Source organism: Enterocloster clostridioformis (assembly GCF_020297485.1).
GTDB classification, from domain to species: Bacteria; Bacillota; Clostridia; order Lachnospirales; family Lachnospiraceae; genus Enterocloster; species Enterocloster clostridioformis.
The window spans coordinates 4,381,050-4,404,782 of the sequence record NZ_JAIWZC010000001.1 but is presented as its reverse complement, the minus strand read 5'-3'; the positions used below and the strand labels follow the sequence as shown (position 1 = coordinate 4,404,782).

At 51.0% G+C, this 23,733-nt stretch carries 24 protein-coding genes and 1 pseudogene; 4 read left to right on the top strand and 21 right to left on the bottom strand.

Going from position 1 to position 23,733, the window contains the following annotated elements:
- Window positions 1–3: 3 nt before the first annotated feature.
- The 16 genes and pseudogenes from LA360_RS22095 to LA360_RS22020 all read right to left on the bottom strand — a co-directional run bounded on the left by LA360_RS22095 (window position 4) and on the right by LA360_RS22020 (window position 12,888).
- Complete coding sequence (locus LA360_RS22095) at window positions 4–210, bottom strand: hypothetical protein (RefSeq protein ID WP_225537650.1); 207 nt, start codon at window positions 208–210, stop codon at window positions 4–6.
- A gap of 20 nt (window positions 211–230) precedes the next feature.
- Window positions 231–377, bottom strand: a pseudogene (locus LA360_RS31550) (citrate transporter); the annotation flags it as partial.
- A 229-nt stretch (window positions 378–606) separates the two neighbouring features.
- Window positions 607–1,440: a MurR/RpiR family transcriptional regulator gene (locus LA360_RS22085; protein WP_022200903.1), complete on the bottom strand. Its 834-nt coding sequence runs from the start codon at window positions 1,438–1,440 to the stop codon at window positions 607–609.
- Between the two features lie 48 nt (window positions 1,441–1,488).
- Window positions 1,489–2,385, bottom strand: a complete 897-nt coding sequence (locus tag LA360_RS22080; protein ID WP_022200902.1) for an ROK family protein — start codon at window positions 2,383–2,385, stop codon at window positions 1,489–1,491.
- A 169-nt stretch (window positions 2,386–2,554) separates the two neighbouring features.
- Window positions 2,555–3,010 carry a NanQ anomerase/TabA/YiaL family protein gene (locus LA360_RS22075; protein ID WP_002585916.1) on the bottom strand — a complete coding sequence of 152 codons (456 nt, stop codon included), beginning with the start codon at window positions 3,008–3,010 and terminating at the stop codon, window positions 2,555–2,557.
- Window positions 3,011–3,033: 23 nt separating this feature from the next.
- Complete coding sequence (locus tag LA360_RS22070; RefSeq protein ID WP_022200901.1) at window positions 3,034–4,536, bottom strand: sodium:solute symporter family protein; 1,503 nt, start codon at window positions 4,534–4,536, stop codon at window positions 3,034–3,036.
- A gap of 142 nt (window positions 4,537–4,678) precedes the next feature.
- A complete protein-coding gene (locus LA360_RS22065) occupies window positions 4,679–5,596 on the bottom strand; it encodes a dihydrodipicolinate synthase family protein (RefSeq protein WP_022200900.1) in 918 nt (305 codons plus the stop codon).
- Between the two features lie 66 nt (window positions 5,597–5,662).
- Window positions 5,663–6,349, bottom strand: a complete 687-nt coding sequence (locus LA360_RS22060; protein WP_002585913.1) for an N-acetylmannosamine-6-phosphate 2-epimerase — start codon at window positions 6,347–6,349, stop codon at window positions 5,663–5,665.
- Window positions 6,350–6,637: 288 nt separating this feature from the next.
- Window positions 6,638–7,138: an RloB family protein gene (locus LA360_RS22055; protein WP_225537649.1), complete on the bottom strand. Its 501-nt coding sequence runs from the start codon at window positions 7,136–7,138 to the stop codon at window positions 6,638–6,640.
- Window positions 7,083–7,574, bottom strand: coding sequence for a hypothetical protein (locus LA360_RS22050; RefSeq protein ID WP_089775611.1), 492 nt, complete (start codon window positions 7,572–7,574; stop codon window positions 7,083–7,085). The genes LA360_RS22055 and LA360_RS22050 overlap by 56 nt, the downstream gene beginning before the upstream one ends.
- Window positions 7,575–7,790: 216 nt before the next feature.
- On the bottom strand, window positions 7,791–9,299 hold the full coding sequence (locus LA360_RS22045) for an AMP-dependent synthetase/ligase (protein WP_022200897.1): 1,509 nt from the start codon (window positions 9,297–9,299) through the stop codon (window positions 7,791–7,793).
- Between the two features lie 22 nt (window positions 9,300–9,321).
- The gene (locus LA360_RS22040) at window positions 9,322–9,552 is read right to left on the bottom strand and encodes an acyl carrier protein (protein ID WP_002585910.1); all 231 of its coding nucleotides are present in this window, start codon (window positions 9,550–9,552) and stop codon (window positions 9,322–9,324) included.
- A 22-nt stretch (window positions 9,553–9,574) separates the two neighbouring features.
- Entirely contained in the window at window positions 9,575–10,981 is a 1,407-nt protein-coding gene (locus LA360_RS22035) for a condensation domain-containing protein (RefSeq protein WP_022200896.1), read from the bottom strand.
- Window positions 10,978–11,937 carry an alpha/beta hydrolase gene (locus tag LA360_RS22030; protein ID WP_022200895.1) on the bottom strand — a complete coding sequence of 320 codons (960 nt, stop codon included), beginning with the start codon at window positions 11,935–11,937 and terminating at the stop codon, window positions 10,978–10,980. Before LA360_RS22030 ends, LA360_RS22035 begins: the two co-directional genes overlap by 4 nt.
- 85 nt (window positions 11,938–12,022) lie before the next feature.
- Window positions 12,023–12,340 carry an SCP2 sterol-binding domain-containing protein gene (locus tag LA360_RS22025; RefSeq protein ID WP_022200894.1) on the bottom strand — a complete coding sequence of 106 codons (318 nt, stop codon included), beginning with the start codon at window positions 12,338–12,340 and terminating at the stop codon, window positions 12,023–12,025.
- A complete protein-coding gene (locus LA360_RS22020; protein ID WP_022200893.1) occupies window positions 12,337–12,888 on the bottom strand; it encodes a 4'-phosphopantetheinyl transferase family protein in 552 nt (183 codons plus the stop codon). Before LA360_RS22020 ends, LA360_RS22025 begins: the two co-directional genes overlap by 4 nt.
- A 159-nt stretch (window positions 12,889–13,047) precedes the next feature.
- Between LA360_RS22020 and LA360_RS22015 the strand changes: the two genes are divergently transcribed.
- A complete protein-coding gene (locus tag LA360_RS22015; RefSeq protein ID WP_022200892.1) occupies window positions 13,048–13,665 on the top strand; it encodes a TetR/AcrR family transcriptional regulator in 618 nt (205 codons plus the stop codon).
- A gap of 70 nt (window positions 13,666–13,735) precedes the next feature.
- On the opposite strand, the gene ltrA is transcribed toward LA360_RS22015, so the two are convergent.
- The 5 genes from ltrA to LA360_RS21990 form a co-directional block, all read right to left on the bottom strand.
- Window positions 13,736–15,151 carry a group II intron reverse transcriptase/maturase gene (gene ltrA, locus LA360_RS22010; protein ID WP_166433694.1) on the bottom strand — a complete coding sequence of 472 codons (1,416 nt, stop codon included), beginning with the start codon at window positions 15,149–15,151 and terminating at the stop codon, window positions 13,736–13,738.
- Window positions 15,152–15,608: 457 nt separating this feature from the next.
- The gene (locus LA360_RS22005; protein ID WP_002585905.1) at window positions 15,609–16,787 is read right to left on the bottom strand and encodes a mandelate racemase/muconate lactonizing enzyme family protein; all 1,179 of its coding nucleotides are present in this window, start codon (window positions 16,785–16,787) and stop codon (window positions 15,609–15,611) included.
- Between the two features lie 49 nt (window positions 16,788–16,836).
- Window positions 16,837–18,054 (bottom strand): DUF401 family protein, encoded by a 1,218-nt coding sequence (locus LA360_RS22000; protein WP_112481565.1) that lies wholly within the window; start codon window positions 18,052–18,054, stop codon window positions 16,837–16,839.
- A 10-nt stretch (window positions 18,055–18,064) separates the two neighbouring features.
- On the bottom strand, window positions 18,065–19,405 hold the full coding sequence (locus LA360_RS21995) for an APC family permease (protein ID WP_022202474.1): 1,341 nt from the start codon (window positions 19,403–19,405) through the stop codon (window positions 18,065–18,067).
- Between the two features lie 104 nt (window positions 19,406–19,509).
- The gene (locus LA360_RS21990; RefSeq protein WP_002585902.1) at window positions 19,510–19,728 is read right to left on the bottom strand and encodes a hypothetical protein; all 219 of its coding nucleotides are present in this window, start codon (window positions 19,726–19,728) and stop codon (window positions 19,510–19,512) included.
- 154 nt (window positions 19,729–19,882) lie between these two features.
- On the opposite strand from LA360_RS21990, the gene LA360_RS21985 reads away from it, so the two are divergent.
- The 3 genes from LA360_RS21985 (at window position 19,883) to LA360_RS21975 (ending at window position 23,650) form a co-directional block, all read left to right on the top strand.
- On the top strand, window positions 19,883–20,194 hold the full coding sequence (locus LA360_RS21985) for a helix-turn-helix domain-containing protein (RefSeq protein WP_022202475.1): 312 nt from the start codon (window positions 19,883–19,885) through the stop codon (window positions 20,192–20,194).
- 302 nt (window positions 20,195–20,496) lie between these two features.
- Window positions 20,497–23,316 carry a transglycosylase domain-containing protein gene (locus LA360_RS21980; protein ID WP_112481564.1) on the top strand — a complete coding sequence of 940 codons (2,820 nt, stop codon included), beginning with the start codon at window positions 20,497–20,499 and terminating at the stop codon, window positions 23,314–23,316.
- Entirely contained in the window at window positions 23,306–23,650 is a 345-nt protein-coding gene (locus LA360_RS21975; RefSeq protein WP_022202477.1) for a hypothetical protein, read from the top strand. The genes LA360_RS21980 and LA360_RS21975 overlap by 11 nt, the downstream gene beginning before the upstream one ends.
- The last annotated feature ends 83 nt before the right edge of the window (window positions 23,651–23,733 follow it).

Below are 23,733 nucleotides of genomic sequence, written 5' to 3'. Positions count from 1 at the left end.
ATATCAATCTGAAGGGGCTTCCCTGCCTATGCCCTGGTCCGCCATGGCCAGCAGGCGAATCCGCATGTAATGGCATGAATTGGCAGAGATGATATTGTTGCAGTACCCCTTGTTGACCCCCACATAAAATATGGATTGAAAGTACATATCCTCCGCCGTGGTGCCGCAATAGTCAGCCAGGACCTTCATGGCCTTTCTGGCGGATTCCACGTTGCCGTAGGAGAAATGTTCATGGACATAAAGATAATGGCCGTGACGATACACAAAAGCGCCATGGTGATTCTGGGCTTATCGCCGCCCAGCTCAACCACCTTACGAATCAGGGTGGCTGCTATACCGGTGTCCGCCAGCACCTGGATGAAGGTTTTGCCTTCCATGGCCGATGTGGACGAAAATGCGTTTCCCACCACTGCCAGGGCAGCGGGAATGAAGGGAATGAATCCTCGAACGCGTTCCGGTTACATACGCACCTTGAATTCATTTTACCCCTTGTTGCTGATACTGATATATTAGTACTGATATATTAGTTTGCTCAAAAAAAGATACTGTGACATCACTGAATTCCGTGATATCACAGTACCTTTACCATATATTCATTCTTATATATTACAGCACATTATTCTCCCTGCGCCCCTTTTCCAGGGCCCTCAATGTACTGTCATGGAGCACTTCCTTCTTATACTGGTCCTGGGACAGATAGTAGGAATAGAGGATGTCCGTCAGGAGGAGAATGGGGAACTGAGGTGAAATCACATTTCCATGGTTCAAATGGAGCAGCGAGGGAAGAAGCACCACCTCATCGCAGAAGGCATCAAAGTCAGGCCTGTTCCTGGCTGTGAGCATCACGGTCCTGGCCCCCCGCTTGTGGGCTTCCTCCAGAAGGTATAACACCTCCTCCTTTTCACCGCTGATACTGACGCCAAAGACAAGGCAGTTCTCGTCCTGGAACACGCCGCGCATACGCATCATGTCGCTGTGCTCCATGGATGTGATGTCCAGGCCGATCCGCATAAAGCGCAGCTCCATCTCCCTGGCAGCCAGGCCTGAGCTTCCTGTTCCGCAGACAAACACGCGGCCCGCCTTGGCCATATACCGGCACACCCGCTCAACCTGCTTTTCATTTACCAGGTTATACGTCTTATTCAGAAGTTCCTGGTAGGCATTGAGCACTGTTCTGGTGTTGCCTGTCATGGAATCCTGCTTAACCACAAAATTTTCCTCATACTGGTAAATAAATTCCCTGTATCCCCTGAATCCGCATTTCTTTGCAAACCGCGACAGGGATGCCTCCGACACAAACAGCCTTCCGGCCACTGACTTGGCTGAGAAATCCATCTGTTCCCTGTTATAGATAAAAAAATCCGCAATACTGCGCTCCACCGTTGTAAAATTCACATAATTGGATTCTATGACGGGTATCACTGATTTCAGATATTCCATAATACCTCCTCCCGGTTAAGACCACGGGCCGCTTTAAACAAATGCCGGTCAGCTTTGGGCCTTTCCCTGTCTCTCCAGAAAATGATAGTAGGCCCCCCGCATCCCCGCGTCATTCTGGTGCTTCGCAAAGGCCAGCTCTGTCTTTTCATATATGCTGGATACCAGATACCGTGCAAGAGCCTTTTCCAGTCTGGGCCGCAGGTACTCCTCCTGAGCCATGATTCCTCCTCCCAGCACCACTATCTGGGGATTCAGCACATAGCATATATTGGAAATGCCTTTGCCCAGACAATCGCACATCTGGTCAATGGCTTCCCTGCATATGGGATCCCCTTCCCCGGCCAGCTGGAAGATGCGGTAGCCATTCCACTCATCCTCAGGCTCCCCCTTTGCAGCCGCCACCCGTTTTACCAGTATGCTGGCAGCCCCCAGGGTCTGGAAATCGCTTCCGTCCATATGCATGTATCCCACCTCACAGGCGCTTCCACTCCATCCGTGGTACACCCTGCCGCCGATGATGATACAGCCGCCGATACCGGTTCCAACCGTAAGGCACAGGGCTGACTGAGCGCCTGCCGCTGCCCCGGACACAGCCTCCGCCAGGCCGGCGCAGTTCACATCATTTTCCACCTCGCAGGGAAGTCCGAATTCCTCCTCCATGCCGGCCTTGATTTTTGTTCCCGCATACTCCGGAATCAGAGGGGCGGAATAGAATATCTCCCCCTTCTCCACATCCACCATGCCGGCAGTGGATACACAGATACCCTCCGCCTTCCAATACTTCAGATAATCCGCCGCAATCCCCAGGACCTTTTTAAGCAGGGCGGGACCGCCCTTAAAGGCCTCGGTGGGCACCTTATCCTTTGCAAGAAATTTCCCATTTTCATCCAGCACTCCGTGCTTGATTTCCGTTCCTCCGATATCAATGCAAATATACTGTTTCATCGTGACACCGCTCCTTTAAACCTTCTTTTCATCCTGTCCTGCCTCTTGTTCTGACATTTTCCTTCCGCTGACCTGCCGCAAAAGGCAAACCTGCCCGGGGCGCAAAACGGATGCTCCGTCCCGCGCTCCAGGGTCTTTGGTTTGCCTCTGTCTCCGGGTTTATATGCTTTTAATGGTCAATCCGCACCTTAAATATGGCCTTCTTGATTTTCTCAGATTCGTCAACGGCCACGGCTGTGCGGTGCCCGTCCTCCGGGTAGCAAATCAGGAAATCGCCTGCCCGGAGTACTACATGGCTGTTGGACCCGCCGTCCATGGGAAGGAAGTCGTCCTTCTCCACAAATTCCTTCTGCTCCATATTCTCAATAAAGTTTAAATCAATCTGCTCCTGGCCGTCAAGCATTAAATGCACATCCAGGTAATTCCTGTGGGCTTCCCAGAAACGGTTCTCCGGCCGGGTAGTCTCATACTCCACCACATTGACAAACAGTCTCTCGCCGTCAATGGGATGGCTGCCCTTTTCATAGGATACCAAATCGTGTTCCTTTGCATAGGCAAAGCATTCCTTTAAATCCTCAGGAAGAAAGGCATATGTCTTTTCCTGTGTGATGTTTCCAAATATCATGATTACCTCCTGTCAGCGAATCATTAATTGTGGTAAATCGTAGCGTCCTTTACCGGCTTGGATGTATCCCCATCCAGCTTTCTTGTAATCATGCTCACCGGAATTCCCACTACCAGGGAAATGGCGATGGAGATGATGGAATAGGACCAGATGGATACAGAGCCCGCGGGAGTCATGTACTTGATGCAGACCATGGTAACGGCTGCCACAAAGAATGCCACGTAAGCGCCCTTTGCATTTGCCACCTTTGTGAATGTACCCAGGGCAAATGTGCCGCCCAACACGCCTAACACCAGTCCCATGAAACCGTTGAACCACTCATATGCTGACTTGATTTCGCCGTTTGCCAGTACCATGGACACCAGGATGGCCACAACACCCACTCCCAGGGATACGTACTGCGCGATTCTTGTCTGAAGGGCAAAGCTCATCTTCTTTCTGGAGAGACGCTCCTGGATATCCAGGGTCCAGCTGGTTGCTACTGAGTTAAGGCCGGTGGACAGAGTGGACTGGGATGCCGCATAGATGGCTGCCAGAAGCAGTCCTGTGATACCTACCGGAAGCTGATAAGCAATATAGGAGGCGAAAATCTGGTCCTGCTGTGCTGCCGGCGGAAGTGCATTCTGGCTGTAAAATACATACAGGCCTGTACCGATGAGGTAAAATACGGTTGCGATGAAGATGGACAGCGCGCCGTTGGTCAGCATCATCTTGTTCAGTTTCTTCATGTCTGTGGTGGTGGTGAAACGCTGCACAATATCCTGGCTGGATACATAGGAGGAACAGGTGTTAAGACCGGCTCCCACAATCAGCAGGAATACGCTGTCCTTCAGTATATTGGGATTGAAAATCGGCTGATCAGATGCCAGGAACTTACCTCCGGCCATGGACTGGAAGATGGCTCCGAATCCGCCGTTGATACCGCCTGCCAGATAAAACAGGGCAAAGGTAACGCCTACCAGAAGAACGCTGCCCTGGATGAAGTCTGTCCAGAGAACGGATTTCAGTCCGCCTGTATAGGAATAAATGATGGCAATTACGCCCATGGCAATAATCAGTATGTTTACATTGATGCCCGTCAGGCTGGCCAGAACCATGGACGGAAGATACATGATGATGGACATGCGGCCCACCTGGTATATGATGAACATGACAGCGCCCAGGACACGCAGGCCTTTGCTTCCGAAACGGATTTCAAGATAGTGGTAGGCTGTGTCGATGTCCAGCTTGCTGTAGATTGGCAGGAAGAACTTAATGGTAATGGGGATGGCCACAATCATTCCTAACTGTGCGAACCACATAATCCATGTCCCTGCATAGGAATTTCCTGCCAGTGACAGGAAGGAAATAGGACTTAATAATGTTGCGAATATGGAAACGGAAGTAACCCACCACGGAATGGTGCCGTCTCCCTTAAAGAACTCTTTTCCCTTCATCTCCTTTTTGGAGAAGTAGAGTCCGGCAAATAATACAGCCGCAAGATAAACAACCAGGATAATCAAATCAATTGTAGTAAAACCCTGCATAAATCAATCTCCCTTCTTTGCTATACGGAAAACCCGGGAAACATCCTCCCTTTCCCAAACGCCCTCCGGTCCCGCGCCGGCCCTTTCTCCCTCCAGAAAGGACCGGGGACCATTCACTTTTACCTCCGGTACCGCACACTGCTTAGCAGTATGCCGCAACCGCTTCCTTCACCATGCGGGCCGCTTCCTGTGCAATGGCAAGGTCGGATTCAATCAGCTGCGGCAGCGGCTCCCTGACTCCGCCCAGGTCCAGAGACTCATTGATGCGCAGCATCTCTTTAATCATACCGTACATGTTGCCGTGTCCGGAACACATCTTGTAGATAATGTCGTTGGCAGCGTACTGTACCCTCATGGCTTCTTCCATCTTTCCTGCCTTCACCAGTTCATCCATCTTGAGGAACAGTTCGGGCATCACGCCGTAGGTTCCGCCGATACCGGCCTCAGCGCCGATGACGCGGCCGCTGATAAACTGCTCGTCCGGACCATTGAAGATGATGTAGTCATCCCCGCCTGCCAGCTTGAACATCTGGATGTCCTGTACAGGCATGGAGGAATTCTTCACGCCGATGACCCTTGGATTCTTCCTCATCTCGGCAAACAGGCTCTGTGTCAGGGCCACGCCTGCCAGCTGCGGAATGTTATAGATAATAAAATCCGTGTTGGGAGCTGCCTGGCTCATGGCGTTCCAGTAAGCGGCAATTGCATACTCAGGCAGATGGAAGTAGATGGGCGGAATGGATGCGATGGCGTCAACGCCAAGGCTCTCCGCATGTTTAGCCAGCTCTACGCTGTCCTTGGTATTATTGCAGCCCACATGTGCGATAACCGTCAGCCTGCCCTTGGCAGCCGCCATTACATTCTCCAGTGTAATCTTGCGGTCTTCCAGGCTCTGGTAGATGCACTCTCCTGAAGATCCGTTCACATAAACGCCCTTAACGCCTTTTCTGATGTGGTACTCAGTCAGAGCCCTTACCCTCTCCGGGCTCACATTTCCCTCCGCGTCGTAGCATGCGTAAAATGCAGGAATAACACCTTTGTACTTTTCTAAGTTTGCCATAATCTTACTTCTCCTTTCAATGACCTGTTCGGTCCCCTTTATTATGAAATGGTTAACATGTTTGTACTAATCCAGCGCCTGTGCAAAGGACTTTGTAATCAGCTGGGGCCTGGTGATAATGGAACCAACCACCACGCTGAAAGCCCCCAGTTCAATGACCCTCTTTGCCTTTTCCGGCGTGTTGATGTTCCCTTCGGCAATGACGCGGTGTTTCACCGTTGCCACAATCCGGCGGATAATTTCAAAATCATTGGATTCAATTTTAAGGTTTCTGCTCTGATCCGTATATCCTACCAGCGTGGTTCCGATAAAGTCAAACCCAAGCTGGTCTGCGTGAAGGGCTTCCTCCACAGTAGAACAGTCTGCCATCAGCAGCTGTCCCGGATAGCTTTTCCGGATTTCCCTGTAAAATTCATCCAGGGTCCTGCCGCCCGGCCTCAGGTCGCCGGTGGCGTCCAGGGCAATGATCTCCGGTTTAACCTCCATCAGCTCGTTGATTTCCTTCATGGTAGGCGTGATGTATACCTTGCTGTCCTCATAGTCACGTTTCACGATGCCGATGACAGGCAGGTCAACCTGGGTCTGGATTTCAGCGATATCCTCCTTGGTATTGGCGCGGATGCCATATGCTCCGCCCTCCTTGGCAGCCAATGCCATCCGGCCCATGATAAAGGCCGAATGAAGCGGCTCATGGGGCAGGGCCTGGCAGGATACAATCAGCTTACCCTTCAGGCTCTCTATCTTTTCGTTCATATGAGTTCCTCCTTGTTATGAGTACTTAGCAGCCTTGTTCCGGCCGCTCATCTCTTGTAGCTAAAGTATAGCAGGTTTGATTTTAATTTCAATAGGGTTTTGTAGTTCAGAAAGTTCTTTCATCTTTTTTAAATCAGGCCGCCATAATACACAAGTTTTTGGCAGGTGATTTGTGTATTATGTACAATAAAACGTTCCTTGTTTCTTTAACATTTCCTGATTATCTGCAAAAAAAGACACCAATCATTGGCAACCACCGGATTGGCGTCTAACTTTACCTTTTTTCTTTTACAGGTTTTCCAAAAACTCAATTGCTTCCTGGACTGTTGTGAATGTTTTTCCGCACTGATAAAGCCACTGGCTGCGTACATCATTATCCTCCAGCGTTGGAATACCATCCACAGTCCGCAAAATCCATGCTCCATTCTGAACCGCTGTGTCCATGTGCCCTGCAATCTCCGCTGTCGCGGCAGAATCCCCCTTTACATATGCCGGACAATGTTTCCGCAGTCTTTGCAAGGTTTGCATAATGTTCTGATTCGTCTTCCAGCTTCCCGCCTGGTCGTGGTCCACATCAAAGAAAAACCAGATTTCATCTGTTACCTCTATTTTATTCCGGTACCTGGCTTCCTTTTTAAATTTTCTTTCTGCTTCGGAAAATAATCCCTTTACCGGCTTCATTATAACCGCCACATCTGAAAACCTTTCTTTCAGACACTTTCCATATTCAATCTCACTCTCTCCCTCGCAAAAAATGTAAATCAGTGGTTTGATTTTTTTCCCCATCATTCCACCTCCACGGTATCCACCTCCGGCACGGCCCCGAAAAAATATCCATCCGCCCATCTTTTTTGATGCCTCTGTGCAGAGACGATGTTTTTAATTCCCCCACCCTCAGATTCATTTCCGCTGTGTCAGAGGAATCTTTCAGGGCAGCAGCAAATTCCTTTAATGCCCTTAGAATTCCCTCAGGAATATTTTCAAAAAGCAGCTCTGACTGCGACAGTTCCTCATTGCTCACTTCAAAAGTCATATCCTCTATTCCCACATCTGCCTGCTTTGCATAGGAAACAATTGCCTGCAGCATATTGGAATCCTCTGCATACTCCAAAATCTGCTTTGGTATATCCCCATAATCCTTTGAAAAAGAAACAGATTCCCGAAACCACTTCATGGCTGATATACAGGGCTGATAATTCATCACACAGGCAATGGCAAAGAACAATTGGTTTTTTGACTGATTTCTGCCCGGATTTCCCTTCCCGCTGCCGGACAGGGCAGGAAATGGTTTTTAGAATGGACATCTTTGACTTTTTATAGTAATCTTTTTACCTTTCCAGGCTTCAAAAAAAGCGGTTAGGGGAAAGCAGAATCTATCTCTGATTTCCTCTAATCCGCTTATAGCGCACGGTACAATGTTTATTTACATAGAATACACATTCTAAAATCTTTTAATTTTCTTTGACGGCGTCTTCTCAAACTCCGTCTCCCTGACAATCAGGCTGTAGATTCGCTTATAGACCGGCATATCCTTATTAAACCCGTCAATCAATTCCTGAAGCGTCCCCCGGATATCCTTAATATGCTTTTTCTTTGCGTACTCGTAATCCGGGAAAACTTCCGCCTCTATTATTTTATCTTTTTCCCGCACCAGTATTTCCTTCACCAGTTCCGAGCGGCTCAGCTCGTTCTCCAGCTCCTCCGGAGACACATTCTCGCCGTTGGCCAGGATAATCAGGTTCTTGCGGCGGCCTGTGATATAGACAAATTTGTCCTCATCCACATACCCTAAGTCTCCGGTCTTAAGCCATCCGTCCTCCAGGGTCTCGGCCGTCCGCTCAGGCATCTTGTAATAACCCTGCATGACGCTGGATCCCCTTACCCAGATTTCCTCATCCACCACCTTGGCCTCACAGTTGGGAAGAAGTTTTCCAACGGAACCCTTCTTATTCTCCCATTCTAGGTTGGTGCTGATAACCGGCGAGCACTCCGTCATACCGTAGCCCTGAAGGATGGTGATGCCGTATTCTTTGAAACGGTCTACGTAGTCCGGATCCAGGTAGGCTCCGCCGCTGCATATGATTCGCAGGTTGCCCCCAAAAGCGGCCTTTGCCACCATTTTCTTGGGTATCAGGCTTCCGGCATCCTTTAACTTTCCGTATATGGACTCAATGACAAGGGGCACCAGCAGCACGATCTCCGGCTTGAACAGCTTCATATTGCGCTGTACATGCATAATGGAATCATTGATGCAGATAATCATTCCTATATAAAGTCCCTTTATAATGTCCATGGTCAGGCAGTAAACATGGTTGATGGGAAGCAGGGTCATGGACACGGTTCCCGCAGGTATCTTCATGTCCAGACAGACCGCATTGTCCGTCAGGTTCCTGTGGCTCAGCATGACTCCCTTGCTCTTTCCGGTGGTGCCTGAGGTAAAGAGTATGGTGCAGAGCTGGCTGCCGGATAGCTCTGTCTCATATGTACCGGTATTTTCAGCTATCAGACGGGACAATGAGAGCACATCCCCTGCTGTCTCCTGCGCCTGCATGGATACCACATGCCTGATGCCAGGGCATTTCTCACGGACAGCGCCTGCCACGTCAGAGCGCAGTTCATCGTATACCAGCATTTCCACATCCGCCCTGTTTAAGAGTTCACAGATGGCTTCTGCAGGAAGCTGTGCGTCGATAGGTACTGCCACGCTGCCGCTGTTCACGATTCCAAAATAGGCGGTAATCCACTGGTAGCTGGTGGTGCCTATGACCGCGATATGCTTCCCCTTCATTCCAAGGGCCTCCACGGCACGGCTTACGGCCATGGAATCCAGGTTCACCTCATTGTATGATTTATCAATGATTTCCTTCTTTACCTTGTACCGGAATGCTGTCTGTTCTCCATAAGCCTCTGCGCCGTGCCGTATTACATCCCTTAATGTCTCTGCTGCCATATCTTCCTCCTGCCTTTTCGGCCTACTCTGCCTGCAGGGACTGAATATAATCCACTGCATCCTTCACGGTCTTTACATTGACCACCTCCCGTTCCTCTACCTCCACGTCGAATTTCTCCTCAATCTCCCCTACCATGCTCATGAAGTCATAGGAATTGAAGCCCAGGTCCTCAATAAACCTGGAATTCTCCTTAATGGTCTCCGGCGCCACATCCACATACTCACAGATGATTTCCTTTAATTCCTCAAACATATCCTTGTAATCCTCCTCTTTTTTACACCATCTCTATGATTTCCCCTACCGTGCGCTCCGGGTCTTCCACGCCCCGGAATATGATTCTGCACAGGTAGTAATAAATATACTCCAGCCTCTCCGGCGTCACCACGCCGGTCTGATACTCAAAACCAAAATCCAGGCCATTGTCCTCTGCCCTGTGGCTCACGGTCAGGTACAAGGTGTGAGCAGCCACGCCGTTGGAATAGCGGGCAGTCTTATACTTGATGTCACCCAGTTTGTCCAGACCAGGGCCGTCGTACTTCATGGCCAAGGGCTGATAGGTAAGGCTTAAGGGCTCATAGGTCTGGCCGTCCTTCAGCTTATAGTAATCATGCCTGTAGTTGAAATACTCCGTCGGGCTGTAATCCGCATGGCGGAAATACTGGTTCTGGGCATCCCTTATCTTGAGAAGGCCCTCCATGAAGGTGTCCTCCCTGGGCACAATGGTCCTGAACGGGAAACAATGAATCCTGCTTCCGCCGCAGCGCTTCTCCGACAGGGTGGCCCGCCTGGAAATGGTAGTGGTAATGGAAACGTCGTCCTGGTCATTTTCCTTCTGCAGATAGGTCCGAAGGCCCATTAAGAGAAGGCAGGTCATGGAAATACCGTATTTCTCACAAAAATCCAGCAGGCGGCCGGAAGAATCCCCTTCCAGATGGAAGTTGGTGATATTGGCCTCCACATTATCGGATGTGTTGGTGGCTGCCCTCAGCTTCGGGTTGCGGGTGGCCTTTCTCTCATCTGACAGCTTCTTTGGACCGTAGATGTCCGTGAAGATGGGTTCGGAGGAAGCAATCAGTTCCTGAAAAAACTGCCTGTCTTTTTCACAGGCCCTGCTTCCGGCCTCGTAGGCCAGGTCCTTTTCCAACTGCTTGATATAGGAAGACATTTCCTTTGGATGGTCCACCTCGTCATAAAGTTTGCTGGCGTACAGTTCAATCACATCCCGGAAAAACAGAATCAGGGACTGAGCATCCATGGTCATATGGTCCACACAGATATAAAGACCCTGGTACCCATCCGGCATCTTGATCATTACAATGTGGTGCATGGGGGAATCATACCGCTCAAAGGGAACCTCTGTCCACTCCCGAAGCTTCCCCTCCGCGTCCTCCTCCTTCCAGCCGGTGAAGTCAAAGTGTTCAATTTCCTTTGTCTCCTCCTTCACCACATACTGATAGACGTTGCCCTCCTTGTCATGGGTAAAGCGCAGGCGCATGGTATCACAGCGGGCAATGGCCTCCCGGATGCAGTCTTTAAGCACGTCCCAGTCCAGGTCCACCTGAATGGTCAGGCTGGAACCGATGTTCAGCACCTGCTTCTTAGGGCAGTATTTCAGGCAGTAAAAGTGAAGCTTCTGCGCTGATGTCAGCGGGTATACCTTGTAGCCTTTCCTTGTCTTCATACTTTGTTCTCCTCTTTTCCAAAAAACCGGGCAATCAGTTCCTCAATCGCATGTTCATAACGGTCCGTCTCCTTATAGTACGCCTCTGCATGGCTGGCTCCCGGTATGACTAACAGCTCCTTAGGCGACGCGCAGGCCTCGTACAGCTCATACACCATGGAACAGGGCACAAAGGTGTCCCTGTCCCCATGGATAAACAGGATGGGAATACGGGCCTTCTTTACCTCTTCCCTGGCATTGCATTCATCCAGGCCGTATCCAGCCTCACTCCTGGCCATACGGTCCGCAATCTGCATCACGGGAAAAGCCGGCATATGGTACATACTCCTGAGCACATGGCTGAACACTTCCCAGGCAGAGGTAAAGGCACAGTCTGACACGGCAGCTCTGACCTGCTTTGGAAGATTCAGGCCCGTGGACATCAGCACGGTGGCCGCTCCCATGGAAATGCCGTGGAGCATCAGCTCGCAGTCCTCTCCCAGACGCTCCACCATATACTCCATCCACTGCCTGGCGTCATTGCGGTCCAGACAGCCAAAGCCGATATAGGTGCCCTCGCTTTTGCCGTGGGCCCTCTCATCCACCGCCATCAGGCTGAAGCCCTGACTCAGATAAAATTTAGCAATGGATGTGTAATCGTTGAGTCCTTCGCTGGTATAGCCGTGGAAGCACACCACCGCCTTCCCGGAACCTTCACAGCAAAAAAACGTGCCGTGGAGCCTGAGCCCGTCCCGGGATGTTATGTACACCTCTTCCTGAGGCTGTCCTGCCAGCCATTCCCTGCTGGCGCGGATACCCGGAATATAAGCGTCCCAGTCCGTGCCTGCCATCTTCCGGGTCCTGTCGCGCTTTGCATTTCCCCGGACCACGGTCCGGTGAAAGAAATACCGCGCTATACCGTATTCTCCCGCTGCTCCCGCTGCCGCCAATCCCAGTATCCATCCCTTGATTCCCATATACTTCACTCCTTTGCCATGGGCTGCCCGGTTTCCCGGCGCCGCACATGCGCCTGCCTGAACAAAACTTCTGCCTACATTCTGCCTACACAAACTTCTGCAACATCAGAGCCTTTTCCAGACTTCCCTCAACCTTCAGTTTTCCCGTGGTAAATGCAAAGACCGGGTCCAGCTTTCCCGATGCCAGCTTCATCAGAGTATCGGCGGAGCAGATAAACATTGCATCCCTGTCATAATACTCATACGGCTCCACCCTCAGGCTGCCGTCCCTGACCTCCGCATAGAACGCGCCCTCGCCCTCACCCGTAATATTGAACTGAAAGGCCAGATGCTCCTCTACCTTGCTCACATCGGCCTTCATGAAAATTTCCTTTACCTTTTCAAATACTTCTTCGTAACTCATACTGCCTCTCCTTTTTCATCCGCCGCGCAGACGGATATAATATATGATTGGTAAACCCTGGACTGGTAAAACCGCCAGCCCGGAATACTCCCTTTTACAGCGCCCTCCTCCAGGGAAAATGTAATGTCCCCCAGCGGAAAGGCCAGCCCCCTGCCAATGGCCTTGACAAAGCTCTCCTTAAGCGTCCACAGCCGGAAAAACCGTTCCTGCCGCGCTGCCTCAGACCTTCCTTCCAGCACAAAGCCGCGCTCTGATTCGGAACACACGCGCCTCATCAGGCCCTCCTTAAACGGGCGAATACGCTCCGTATCCACGCCCAGCGCACGGTCCGCCACAGCGCAGACCACCAGACCCCTTGTATGGCTGATATTAAATTCCACGTCCTCTGCACCCTTAAGACATGGTTTTGAGCCGGTCTCCTGCTCCACCTCCCAGGTCCGTCCATACTCCTTCATCAGACCGAAGTTCAGCAGGCTCCTGCCCAGTATATGTTCCCGCTCCCGGTTATAAAGACTGCCGCCGGGTTCATATGTAGCCAGATAAATCATGACGTTTCCTCCCGGACTCTATTCTCCCGCTTTTCGACCAGTGGTCGAATCAGAATCAAACTAAACATAACACGTTTTCGACCGCCAGTCAAGTCTGGCGTTTTCATTTATATTCTGCTATACTTGGATGTATTCTAAAGAAAAAACCGAGGATTTTTTATGCAAAGCCATAATAAAAAGGAGATGATACTGGATGCCATGCAGGAACTTATGGGTTCAGCCAATGTCCAGGCTATTTCCGTCAGTGATATTGCCCAAAAAGCCGGTATCGGGAAAGGAAGTATCTATTACTATTTTTCTTCCAAGAACGATATCATAGACGCAGTGATTGAGAGAAACTACTCCCGTGTCCTGGACGAAGGCAGGGAGCTGGCCGCCTCCTCCCACCTGGATGCCTTTCAGAAACTGGAAATCATATACCACGCCTGCCTGGACTCCTCCATGGAACTGAGACGCCGGGAAGAGATGCGCACCTTCAACGAACAGCGGGAAAGCGCCTTCATACACCAGAAATTCTCCCGCATCATCATCACCAAGCTGAACCCCATCCTGGCTGACATCATCCGTCAGGGAGTGCGGGAAGGCAGCATCCAGTGCAGCTTCCCGGAAGAGACAGCTCAAATCGTGCTGACTGTTCTTACCATCACCCTGGATAACCACCTGATTCCTTCTGACGACGTACAAATCGGCCGGATTCTGTCTGCCTTTACCGAGATGCAGGAAAAAGGCATGGGAATCCCCTCCCACACCCTCCAGTTCCTGATGCGTAAAACCTGACGCAATCGGATAGGGGAGATTTTAACCTCCCCTTCCACACCACGTAGCGTACCGTTCGGTACTACGCGGTTCAATAGTTTACTCGGACTTTCAGATAGTGGGCAGTCATATCGGGATAACCAAGTCTGTCCACTATGATTCTTTTGGTGAGTGCCGAGTTGAGCATTCCCGCCGCTCTCCACACTCCCTTTCGGCAGTTCGCCATCTCATGCACCTTCCACTCTGGTAAATGTAACGCCCGCAACATTTTATATCTTGTGCGTACCTTCTTCCATTGTTTCCAGTACACCGCTCGGATTCTGTGGCGCAGCCACTCATCCGTCTGTTCCATCAGGCTTTTCATGTCTGCATATCGATAATAGTTAATCCATCCCCTTGCATAGCTTCGGCGTTTTTCTTCCCTCTCCTGATTGCTCCATTTGTTCCCTCTGGTTGTCAGCTCCCGTATCCGGTTCTTCATTTTTGCCACCGACTTCGGGTGTATCCTCATGCGGCATTTCCCTTTATGCCGGTAAAAGCCGTAGCCCAGGTATTTTATCTTGCTGACGTGGCTCACTGTCGTTTTCTGAAGATTGACTTTCAGAAACACTTTTCCTGTGATGAATGGCACAATGTTTTCCATTGTCCTCTCTGCGCTTTTCCTGCTTTTGCACAGAATCAGGCAGTCATCCGCATACCTCACATACTTGTGTCCCCTGCGCTCCAGTTCCTTGTCCAACTCATTCAGCATGACATTTCCACATAAGGGACTTAGCGGGCCTCCCTGCGGCACGCCCTCGGTCGTTGCGTGAAATCCTCCGTCCTCCATTACTCCGGCTTTCAGGTACTTGTGTATCAGCGAGATTACCCTCCCGTCCTTCACCGTCCTCGACAGCACCTCTATCAGCTTGCTGTGGTTCACCGTGTCAAAGTAGGATTGTAAATCCATGCTGACCACGTAGACATATCCTTCGTTGATATATTTCCTACATCTTTCCAGTGCGTCATGCGCCCCTCTGCCGGGACGGAATCCGATGCTGTTGTCAGAGAACTGTTCTTCATATAAGGGCGTCAGTTCCTGTGCGATTGCCTGTTGGATTACCCTGTCTACCACTGTGGGTATCCCCAGTTTCCTTGTTTTTCCTTTCTCCTCTTTGGGTATTTCTACCCTTCGGACTGGGTTTGGCTTGTATTTGCCTTCCCTCACCTGCTCGACCAATTCGGACTGGTGTTCTCTCAGGTAGGGTAGAAGTTCATCCACCTGCATTCCGTCAATCCCACCAACGCCTTTGTTCGTTTTGACCTTCTTATAGGCGGCATTTAGATTGTCGCTTCTAAGAATCGTATCTAGCAGGTTGTCCGTCCGAAAGTCCGTGTTGGTGTCGGGGTTCCCGGTAATCCTTTCATGGGCGTACTCTCCTGTTTCCCTTCCCTGTTCCGCAGGTATCTCTCGCAGGTAGTCCTCAATATGAAGTTGTCTGTACTTAATTCCATGTCCGGTTTCCATTTGGTAACGACACCTCCTACTGTTCAGTCCTTCCCGGTGCGTTTGCGACCGCCCGGTACTATGACCTCTGCTGACTTCTCACGGCAAGCTTTACTCCGTGACAGCGAATGTTTTATCGCCACTTTCACGTCCGTGAGACCTCCCCGGGTACTCACACGTTCTTTCCCACTTATACCTGCCCCGTTTACTGCTGGCGTTCCGTGCAGTTATTGGACTTTAGTTTGTTAGGCAACCTCATCCACGCTTCACAGCCTATCCGGACAACTTTTACAGGCCAGTGGTTTGCCTCCGGCTTCCTTCAGACCCCACCTCACGATGACGCCCTTGCCATTGGCTGCACCCTTCCCACTGCCGGGCGGGTCAGGGACTTTCACCCGTTAGAACGTGCGCCCGCCGGGCGCACCCAACAAGGGACGCCGTACCCGTTTTATCTGGTACAGCGTCCCTTTCCTTCTTTTTATTCAACAGTAATCTTATCGCAGCAGGTCAGCGCTTTCTCTGAAAATTCATTTCCCAGTCCAGGCAGTTCCGGAACCTTATATGTTCCATTTACAGGCTGGTAATCATAGATGCACAGCTCCCTGTTATGGGGAAGCAGGGCGTTTCTGTGGTGTTCATGGATAATGAAGTTGGGTATCACACACTCCAGCTGCAGGGCGGCGGCTGTGGAAAGTGGGCCCGCACATACATGAGCCTGTACGGATATGTCATATACATGAGCCATATCACAGATTTTCTTTCCCTCAGTGATACCGCCGCAGTTACCCAGATCTGGCTGTATAACCTGCACGGACATGTTCTCAAAATACTGCGCGTACTGCCATCTGGAGTATACCCTCTCTCCATGGGATATGGGGATATTGATGTGGTCCGCGATGAATTTTGCGGTTTTGGGACTTGGTGTGTTAGGCTCCTCGAAATAGAATATATTATACTTCTCCACTGCCCTTGCCAGCTGAACCGCCCCGTTGGCATCGGGAACGGAATGGTTCTCCATGATGATGTCCACATCCGGTCCCACCGCTTCACGCACAGCCGCCACACGTTCTTCTACCAGGCCTACATAATACTGCTTTAAGATACCCGTGGTCTCCGTAATCTTATCAAACCTCCTGCCATCCTTCCTGTCAAAGGTAAAAAAGTCAATCTTAATGGCGTCGTATCCTTCCTCCACTGCTTTCCTGGCATTTGCCGCATATTCCTCCGTATCCTTTGCTTCCTCCCAGTGGTCGCTCCAGCCGAACTGGAGCTGGCTTGCGTAGCAGCGCAGGTTGTCCTGCTTCTTGCCGCCTAACAGCTTGTATACCGGCACGTTGAAAAACTTGCCCCGTATATCCCAGAGCGCAAAGTCAATGGCACTGATTCCGGCAAACACCACAGGACCGCCGTTCTGTCCCCAGAAGGTGTTTTTGTAGAGAGTATCCCAGACAACCTCATTGTCCAGAGGGTCCATGCCGATGATAAGTGCCGCCAGGTCACGTATCATGCCAAAGGCAGCCGGAGCAGCTATGCCGTAGGCCAGCGCGGCCTCGCCGTCTCCGTAGATTCCCTCGTCCGTATAAACACGGCACAGAATCGGTCTCCATGAAGGATTAGGTGTCTTTACCTGCATGACGTCTACTTTTGTAATTTTCATTTCGTACCTCCTTAAATTCATTATATTTTCACATTAACAGGTTCCTTTTTTACAGGCCGAACACATGGCTCAGCAAGACGTAGTAGCCTATGAGCAGCACCGCGAACACAAAGATGACCGGCAGGGTTTTCCGAATCAGCGCTCCCATACCCACCCCAAAATATTCGGACACAATTGCAAGGCATACATGGGTTGGGGATATCTGCATGGCCGCATAAGTCATTCCCATCAGCAGCAGGAACAGGGCCAGACCGGCTTGGGGCTCCGCCGCAAAGGCCAGAGGCATGCACAGTACAATAATGGCCTGGGAGCCGCTAATAATGGTCCCGAAAAAGAAAATCATGGCAAATACCAGGAAACCCGGCACAGGCAGTCTCTCAAACGCCCCCGGAAGGGATTCAATGACGCCTGTGAACGCCATGATGTCCTTAAATATCATGATACAGATCGTGCTTGTAACTATCTTTGACTCCACTGCCGACAAAAACATTGGCTTTAATTCGCTAAAGGTAAATTTATTTATGAACACAGATAGGACAATGGAACAGGCAACCGCCGCATACACAGGCATACCTGCCCCGATAATAAGGCCGATTGCCAAAGCAATGCTCCACAGGCTCCTGCAAAGACTGCGGATATCCCCTCTCTTATCCATACTGGGCGGCATCCCCGTATCCTTTGGTATTTTTCTCAGGCAGAACAGGTATCCCAGATAAGCCAGAAGAAACACCAGCGGCAGCATTCCGACCAGAAAGGATGACACGCTCACCCTGCCCCCGGTCAGGCTTATGGCAATGATAATGGAAGTATATGTAGGCAGAAAGCTCTCCGGAATATGCCGGAAATAGGATGTAACAAATGTCTTTTCCTCCGGAGACAGGTACGGCCCCACGCTATTTTCCACAATATCCCCGCAGATGATCACGGCTCCGGCTGACGGAAGAAGGCCGATAAAAACCGGCGCCAGGGAAGCATTTATCCTCCGGTTGTTGAATATCCCGTTAAGCGATGCCTGAGCCAAATTGAGAAAATCCCGTTTTTCCAGCATTCTCTGTAAAAAAGTAATGAGATAAAATACCAGCAGGACAGACAGGGTTCCCCGGCCCGTCACGGATAACAGGGCTGTATTAAAGGCTTCGGCGGGCGCTATTCCAAAAAGAATACAGACAGCTGCCGCCGCCCCCAGTATGCCCTGATACAGAGGACGTTTCAGACACAGCATGACCACCAGCACACCAAATACTATCATCAGCTTTAGAATATCCATCAGGCTCCCTCTAATCTTCCCAGATTGTGGTACTCACCGTGACTTCCGGGCTTCTGGCGCGCAGCAGGCCCAGGACGCAGCATACAGCAATGGCAGCAATGCTCACAATGGCTATGATCGGGGTCAGGGCAAAAGCGGAGTTTACCAGTATGGCGCACTGGCCTACCAGCCCCACGGCGCATACCAGATAATATACGCGGTCCGCCACATGCCACCTGGACCGCTTCCAGGCGTCCGGATACTTTTTCGGCATCTGAAAATATGCGTAATAACACATGAGATACATACATGAATTAAGGAGCATGATATTGTTGGTAATGGTCTTCACATTGAACCCCAGCAACAGGGGAACCAGCCCCAGCAGATAGTTCAGCGTCATGATTTTCCAGGCCACACCCCTTTTATTTTCTTTCCCAAAGGATTTGGGAAGCCACCCGTCCTTACAGGACACCATGATGGGAAGACAGTTTGCCGGCATGGTGGAATTCATCGTTGTCAGCAGCGCCATGATGGGACCGCCGATTATAAACGCGATGAACAGGACCTTTGGAAGCGCCACACGGGCCACCAGGGTCAGCGGCTGGTCCATGACCTCTTCCATGGGAAGGACGCAGCTTCCCGCCGCCGCCACGCCACAGTACAAAATCACCAGAGTGGGAACGGACAGAATCAGGGCCCATGGAATATCCCGCTGGGGATTCCTGGCCACGGAACCGTAGTTCATAGTCATGGAATAACCTGTGGTTGAATATACAAAAAGAAAACTGGCCGTCCACAAACCGGCAATGCCGTTTGTAAGGAAATTCTGATGGGTGATATCAAACACCGGGTGGTTATAATACATCAGGCCAAAGACAATGAACATGAGCAAGGCCGCAATCAATACCCATGTCATGTATTTCTGTATTTTAGCCATCATATCAATTCCGCACAGATTCACCACATAGAAAAACGTCAGGAACGCCACCCCGCAGACCGTGGTGTTGACCTGCGGAAACAAAGACTGGACATACACCCCCAGGCTCACCGCAAACAATGAGATGCTCAAAAGTTTTGTAAGCTGCGCAAATGCGTACATTCCCGCTAACGTCTTGTTGGTCAGCGCTCCAATGAGGGAGTAATAGCCGCCTCCCAGCCGAAGTGTGCCGCAGATAAAAACAAGCGGGAATACGGTAAAAAATCCCAGAACAATGGCCAGCAGATACGCCAGCCATGCAGAATACCCGGTTGCAGTAATGGCCGGCCCCACCAGCGTAATAACACCGGCCCCAATTACCTGACCAATAGACAGACAATACAGTTCAACCAGTCCAAGCGTGCCTTTTGGAATCTCTTTTTTCTCTCCGTTCATACGCTCCTCCATTACAATATGCTGTTGTTTCGTGGCAGCATCTCCAACAGGCTCAAGAAGTCCCCTTTCTCCCCATTGCCATATGGAGACTGACGGACGGCAGTTCAGGCAGAACGGTTTTCCAGGATAGTCTCCGCAAACAGGAAGTCCGCATTATACTCCGGCAGAAGCAGGTCACAAGTCCTCCTGAACTCCCAGTATGTAAAGTCCTTGCCGCCCTCCAGTTTATCCTGTACAGCCGCCTCACTTATGCCCAGAAAGTCCGCGTATTCCCTTAGAGAAATACACCTTCTGTCCAGGGCTTTCCTAAGATTTATAAACATCCTGCCGCCTCCTCTTACCCCTAAGGGTAATTCATAAATCAAATATATACCCTTAGTCGTAATTTGTCAAGCTATTTTTACGTTCAAGGGTAACCTTTTTCTTGTCTAACCAACCTTTACATGTTAAAATATTCCAGGAATGGAGGTGATACATTTGGGTTTTCTGGAAAAACTAAACTATCTTATGGAACAGAACCATTTAAATAAAAGTACGCTGTCCAAAGCCTGCGATATCCCCTATACCACCATTGACGGATGGTACAAAAAGGGATACGAGGGGCTTAAGCTGACAACGCTGCGCAAGCTATCCGCTTATTTTGGTGTTCCTCTGGACTTCTGGGCCAATGACCACACCCCGGCCTGCACAAGGTCTGCCATAAAACAGAGCATAATTGTGCGGCTGGACAAAATGAGTGACGAACAGGCCAAAGCCGTCCTGGCATTCATAAAATATATGGAGGAATAATCAGCCTCCAATAGATAATTTTATTATATGGGCGTTTCGCCAATATATCAAGGGTTTTTTATGAACATATGCCGTTTCGCCAATATTCTGTTTTAAATTTCCGGGAAAGTCTGTTTAATTTCATACTTTCCCTATTCTTTTTTTTCATTTCGGCTTATAATATCAATGTTTACCGGACTGGCAAAACTTACCAACCCATGGATGTCACGCCTTTTCCAGGGCAGGCATATGTACATCTCACGATATGCTTTGGCCTGCGCAGATTTTAGGTACAAAGAGGACAAGAGAGGATAGAGAGGACTATGAAAGATACACTGAAACAGGCCGTACGGAAAATCCTGCTGGTGATCCGCGACATAGGAGTCAGCCTTCTGGGCATCACCGGCTGGCTGTTCCACGCCCTTCTGGCCGTAATGACAACCGGATTCATAGTGGGAGCCATCCTGTGCCTGCTGATTTACGCCAAGGTCAAGCCGGACCTGGATGAGTGCCGTGAACTGGCCTATGACAAGCTGGCGCAGATGGAACGCACGGATTTTTCCAAGCTGTCCGACACCGCGATTTACGACAGGGACGGCCGCCAGATAGGACTTATCAATGCCGGACACTACCAGTATGTGGGCATTACCGGCATCAGCATGAACATTCAGAACGCATATATTGCTCAGGAGGACAGGCGCTTTAAGAGCCATACGGGCGTTGACTGGATTGCCACTTTCCGCGCCGGACTGGCTCTTGTGAAGCACAGGGGACAGGTCACCCAGGGAGGGAGCACCATCACCCAGCAGGTCATTAAGAATACATACCTGACCCAGGAACAGACCTTCACCCGTAAGATTGTGGAAATCCTGCTGGCCCCTGAGATTGAAAAAAAGTACTCCAAAGCGGACATTATGGAGTTTTACTGCAATACCAATTTTTATGGCCACCAGTGCTACGGCGTGGAGGCTGCCAGCCGCTACTATTTCGGCAAGCATGCAGCTGACCTTACCGTGGAGGAAGCGGCTGTCCTGGTAGGCATCAGCAACAGTCCTTCGGCTTACGATCCGGTAGCCCATCCAAAAGCATCCCTTGAAAAACGCAACGACGTATTAAAGAGCATGAATGAAATAGGCGAACTGTCCGATGAGGATTACGAGAAGGCACTGTCAAAACCCCTTACCGTGGTCAAACAGGAATCCGAGGGCTCGGACGAGAACTATCAGAGCAGCTACGCCATCCACTGCGCGGCCCTGGAGCTTTTAAAGAAAGACGGCTTCCAGTTCCGCTACACCTTTGAGGACAAGGATGACTACAATTCCTATATGGAACGCTATACAGCGGCCTACACGGAAAAATCCGACTTAATCCGCGCCGGCGGCTTCAAGATATACACCTCCCTGGACAGCCGTCTCCAGGACATGCTTCAGGCTGACATAGACCAGGGGCTGTCCTCCTACACTGAGTTACAGGACAATGGAAAGTACGCCCTCCAGGGCGCAGGTGTTATTGTGGACAACCAGTCTAACTACGTGGTGGCCATTGTGGGAGGCAGGGGAAGCGTGGATCAGTTCAACCGGGCCTATTTAAGCGCCAGGCAGCCGGGCAGTACCATCAAGCCCCTCATTGACTACGGTCCTGCCTTTGACACCGGAGAGTATTCGCCCACGCGCATGGTGGACGACCACAAATGGGAGGACGGGCCTTCCAATAGCGGCGGCAATTACCACGGCAGCGTAACGGTCCGGGAAGCCTTAAACCGCAGCCTGAACACGGTGGCTTGGCAGATTCTGGAGGACATCGGCGTGAACTACGGGCTCAGCTATCTGGGTGAAATGGAGTTCCAGAAACTTACATACGTGGACAACGGCGTGCCCTCCCTGAGCATCGGAGGCTTTACCAACGGCGTCCGTGTGGTGGACATGGCTAAGGGCTACAGCACCCTGGCCAATTACGGTGTTTACAATGACCGCACCTGTATCACCCAAATCATCCATGAACACGACGGCGACCTGACCAAGGATCTGCCGCCTGCAGCCAAACAGGTCTACCGTGACGATTCCGCCTTTATGCTCACCGATATCCTGAAAGGCACCATGACCTCCCCCTACGGGACGGGACGCGGGCTGGCGCTGGATAACGGCATGCCCGCGGCGGGCAAGACAGGAACCACCAACAGCAGCAAGGACACCTGGTTCTGCGGCTACACCCGCTACTATACCACGGCTGTATGGGTGGGATACGATATCCCCCGCAAAATGCCCGGCATATACGGGAGCACATATGCAGGGAAAATATGGAAAAATATCATGAACCAGATACACGAGGGTCTGGAGCCCTGGGACTGGGAGCAGCCGGAGAGCGTGGAATTAAGGACGGACCCCAGGACGGGAACCGAGGATTACTTCAGCACCACCGCTGAACTGCGCGCGCAGCAGAGCCTGCACGACAAGGAGCAGGCAAAGCTGACCACACAGCTGGAACAGGATATCCGTGAATTCACCACAAGGGAAATCAGTTCCGTGGAGGATACCTACGCGGTCAGGAGCCAATACCAGGATATCACCTCCCGCCTGCCGCTTCTGGACGACGGGGAGCTGAGGGCCAGCATGCTGGAACAGGTGGAAAACCGGTACGATTACTTTACGGGAATCATCAGCCAGATGGGCGATACCATTGCCCTTTATGAAAAGCAGAAGGCCATCGACGATGCCAGGGCCAGGGAAGCAGCCCAAAAGCAGGCTGAGGAGAACCGGAAACAGGCTGAGAAGGATGCCAAAAAGAACGAATTCCTGCAGGCCCTGGAGGCTGTGGAGGAACTGGAATACCAGCAGAAAAACGCTCAGGAGCTGGTGCAGGATGCCATCAGCAGGCTTTCCCTGGTGGCAGGCAACCCGGATCAGCAGGCTCTGTCCGACCGGCTTCAGGCAGCCATCACGCGGATTTCCGGCCTGCCCACAGAGGACCAGTGGAACGCGTCCCAGGCCGAGAGCAGGGCGGCCGAGGAAGCTGCCATGAAGCAGGCCGAGCAGCAGGTACAGGTGCAGCAGAACCAGCTCCGTTCCTCCCTAAACAGCGAGAAATTAAAGTGGAACAACATGGAATATTACGGACCAGGAGGCAGACCGGATAATGAAAACTGATTTACATAAAAAAACAGGACATACAGGCGCCCCGCGTCTGAAGCTGGGCAAAAATGTCCGCGGGGAATCCGGGAAGGATAATGCCAATCCCTACTGTATGCCTCCCAGGCGCTGGTTCCTCACATTCATGTGCATGAACATCCCCATCGCGGGATGGGTTTACCTGCTCTGTCTGGCCTTTGGAAAAAAGGAGAACCAGCTGCGGGACTTTGCCAAGGCTTATCTGATTTATAAGCTGGTATTCCTGGCAGCGGCTTTGATCATCCTGGGAGTTCTGGTATACATCGGACTGGACCTTGCAGACAAGCTGCTGGCATATATGGAAATGCTGTAGGTTTACCTGTCTGATAAAGGAAAAACAAAAAGGTTCTTTCTGAATCTTTGGATAACCCAAAGAGCAGAAAGAACCTTTTTTCA

What these genes read in the sequence shown, in the direction of transcription:
- LA360_RS22065 (WP_022200900.1), bottom strand. Translation starts at nt 5,596, where the DNA reads ATGGCAAACTTAGAAAAGTACAAAGGTGTTATTCCTGCATTTTACGCA.
- LA360_RS22055 (WP_225537649.1), bottom strand. Translation starts at nt 7,138, where the DNA reads ATGATGGGGAAAAAAATCAAACCACTGATTTACATTTTTTGCGAGGGA.
- LA360_RS22000 (WP_112481565.1), bottom strand. Translation starts at nt 18,054, where the DNA reads ATGGATATTCTAAAGCTGATGATAGTATTTGGTGTGCTGGTGGTCATG.
- LA360_RS22045 (WP_022200897.1), bottom strand. Translation starts at nt 9,299, where the DNA reads ATGGCAGCAGAGACATTAAGGGATGTAATACGGCACGGCGCAGAGGCT.
- LA360_RS21980 (WP_112481564.1), top strand. Translation starts at nt 20,497, where the DNA reads ATGAAAGATACACTGAAACAGGCCGTACGGAAAATCCTGCTGGTGATC.
- LA360_RS22005 (WP_002585905.1), bottom strand. Translation starts at nt 16,787, where the DNA reads ATGAAAATTACAAAAGTAGACGTCATGCAGGTAAAGACACCTAATCCT.
- LA360_RS22080 (WP_022200902.1), bottom strand. Translation starts at nt 2,385, where the DNA reads ATGAAACAGTATATTTGCATTGATATCGGAGGAACGGAAATCAAGCAC.
- ltrA (WP_166433694.1), bottom strand. Translation starts at nt 15,151, where the DNA reads ATGGAAACCGGACATGGAATTAAGTACAGACAACTTCATATTGAGGAC.
- LA360_RS22025 (WP_022200894.1), bottom strand. Translation starts at nt 12,340, where the DNA reads ATGAGTTACGAAGAAGTATTTGAAAAGGTAAAGGAAATTTTCATGAAG.
- LA360_RS21990 (WP_002585902.1), bottom strand. Translation starts at nt 19,728, where the DNA reads ATGTTTATAAATCTTAGGAAAGCCCTGGACAGAAGGTGTATTTCTCTA.
- LA360_RS22030 (WP_022200895.1), bottom strand. Translation starts at nt 11,937, where the DNA reads ATGGGAATCAAGGGATGGATACTGGGATTGGCGGCAGCGGGAGCAGCG.
- LA360_RS21995 (WP_022202474.1), bottom strand. Translation starts at nt 19,405, where the DNA reads ATGAACGGAGAGAAAAAAGAGATTCCAAAAGGCACGCTTGGACTGGTT.
- LA360_RS22070 (WP_022200901.1), bottom strand. Translation starts at nt 4,536, where the DNA reads ATGCAGGGTTTTACTACAATTGATTTGATTATCCTGGTTGTTTATCTT.
- LA360_RS22035 (WP_022200896.1), bottom strand. Translation starts at nt 10,981, where the DNA reads ATGAAGACAAGGAAAGGCTACAAGGTATACCCGCTGACATCAGCGCAG.
- LA360_RS22060 (WP_002585913.1), bottom strand. Translation starts at nt 6,349, where the DNA reads ATGAACGAAAAGATAGAGAGCCTGAAGGGTAAGCTGATTGTATCCTGC.
- LA360_RS22020 (WP_022200893.1), bottom strand. Translation starts at nt 12,888, where the DNA reads ATGATTTATCTGGCTACATATGAACCCGGCGGCAGTCTTTATAACCGG.
- LA360_RS22015 (WP_022200892.1), top strand. Translation starts at nt 13,048, where the DNA reads ATGCAAAGCCATAATAAAAAGGAGATGATACTGGATGCCATGCAGGAA.
- LA360_RS21975 (WP_022202477.1), top strand. Translation starts at nt 23,306, where the DNA reads ATGAAAACTGATTTACATAAAAAAACAGGACATACAGGCGCCCCGCGT.
- LA360_RS22040 (WP_002585910.1), bottom strand. Translation starts at nt 9,552, where the DNA reads ATGTTTGAGGAATTAAAGGAAATCATCTGTGAGTATGTGGATGTGGCG.
- LA360_RS22085 (WP_022200903.1), bottom strand. Translation starts at nt 1,440, where the DNA reads ATGGAATATCTGAAATCAGTGATACCCGTCATAGAATCCAATTATGTG.
- LA360_RS22075 (WP_002585916.1), bottom strand. Translation starts at nt 3,010, where the DNA reads ATGATATTTGGAAACATCACACAGGAAAAGACATATGCCTTTCTTCCT.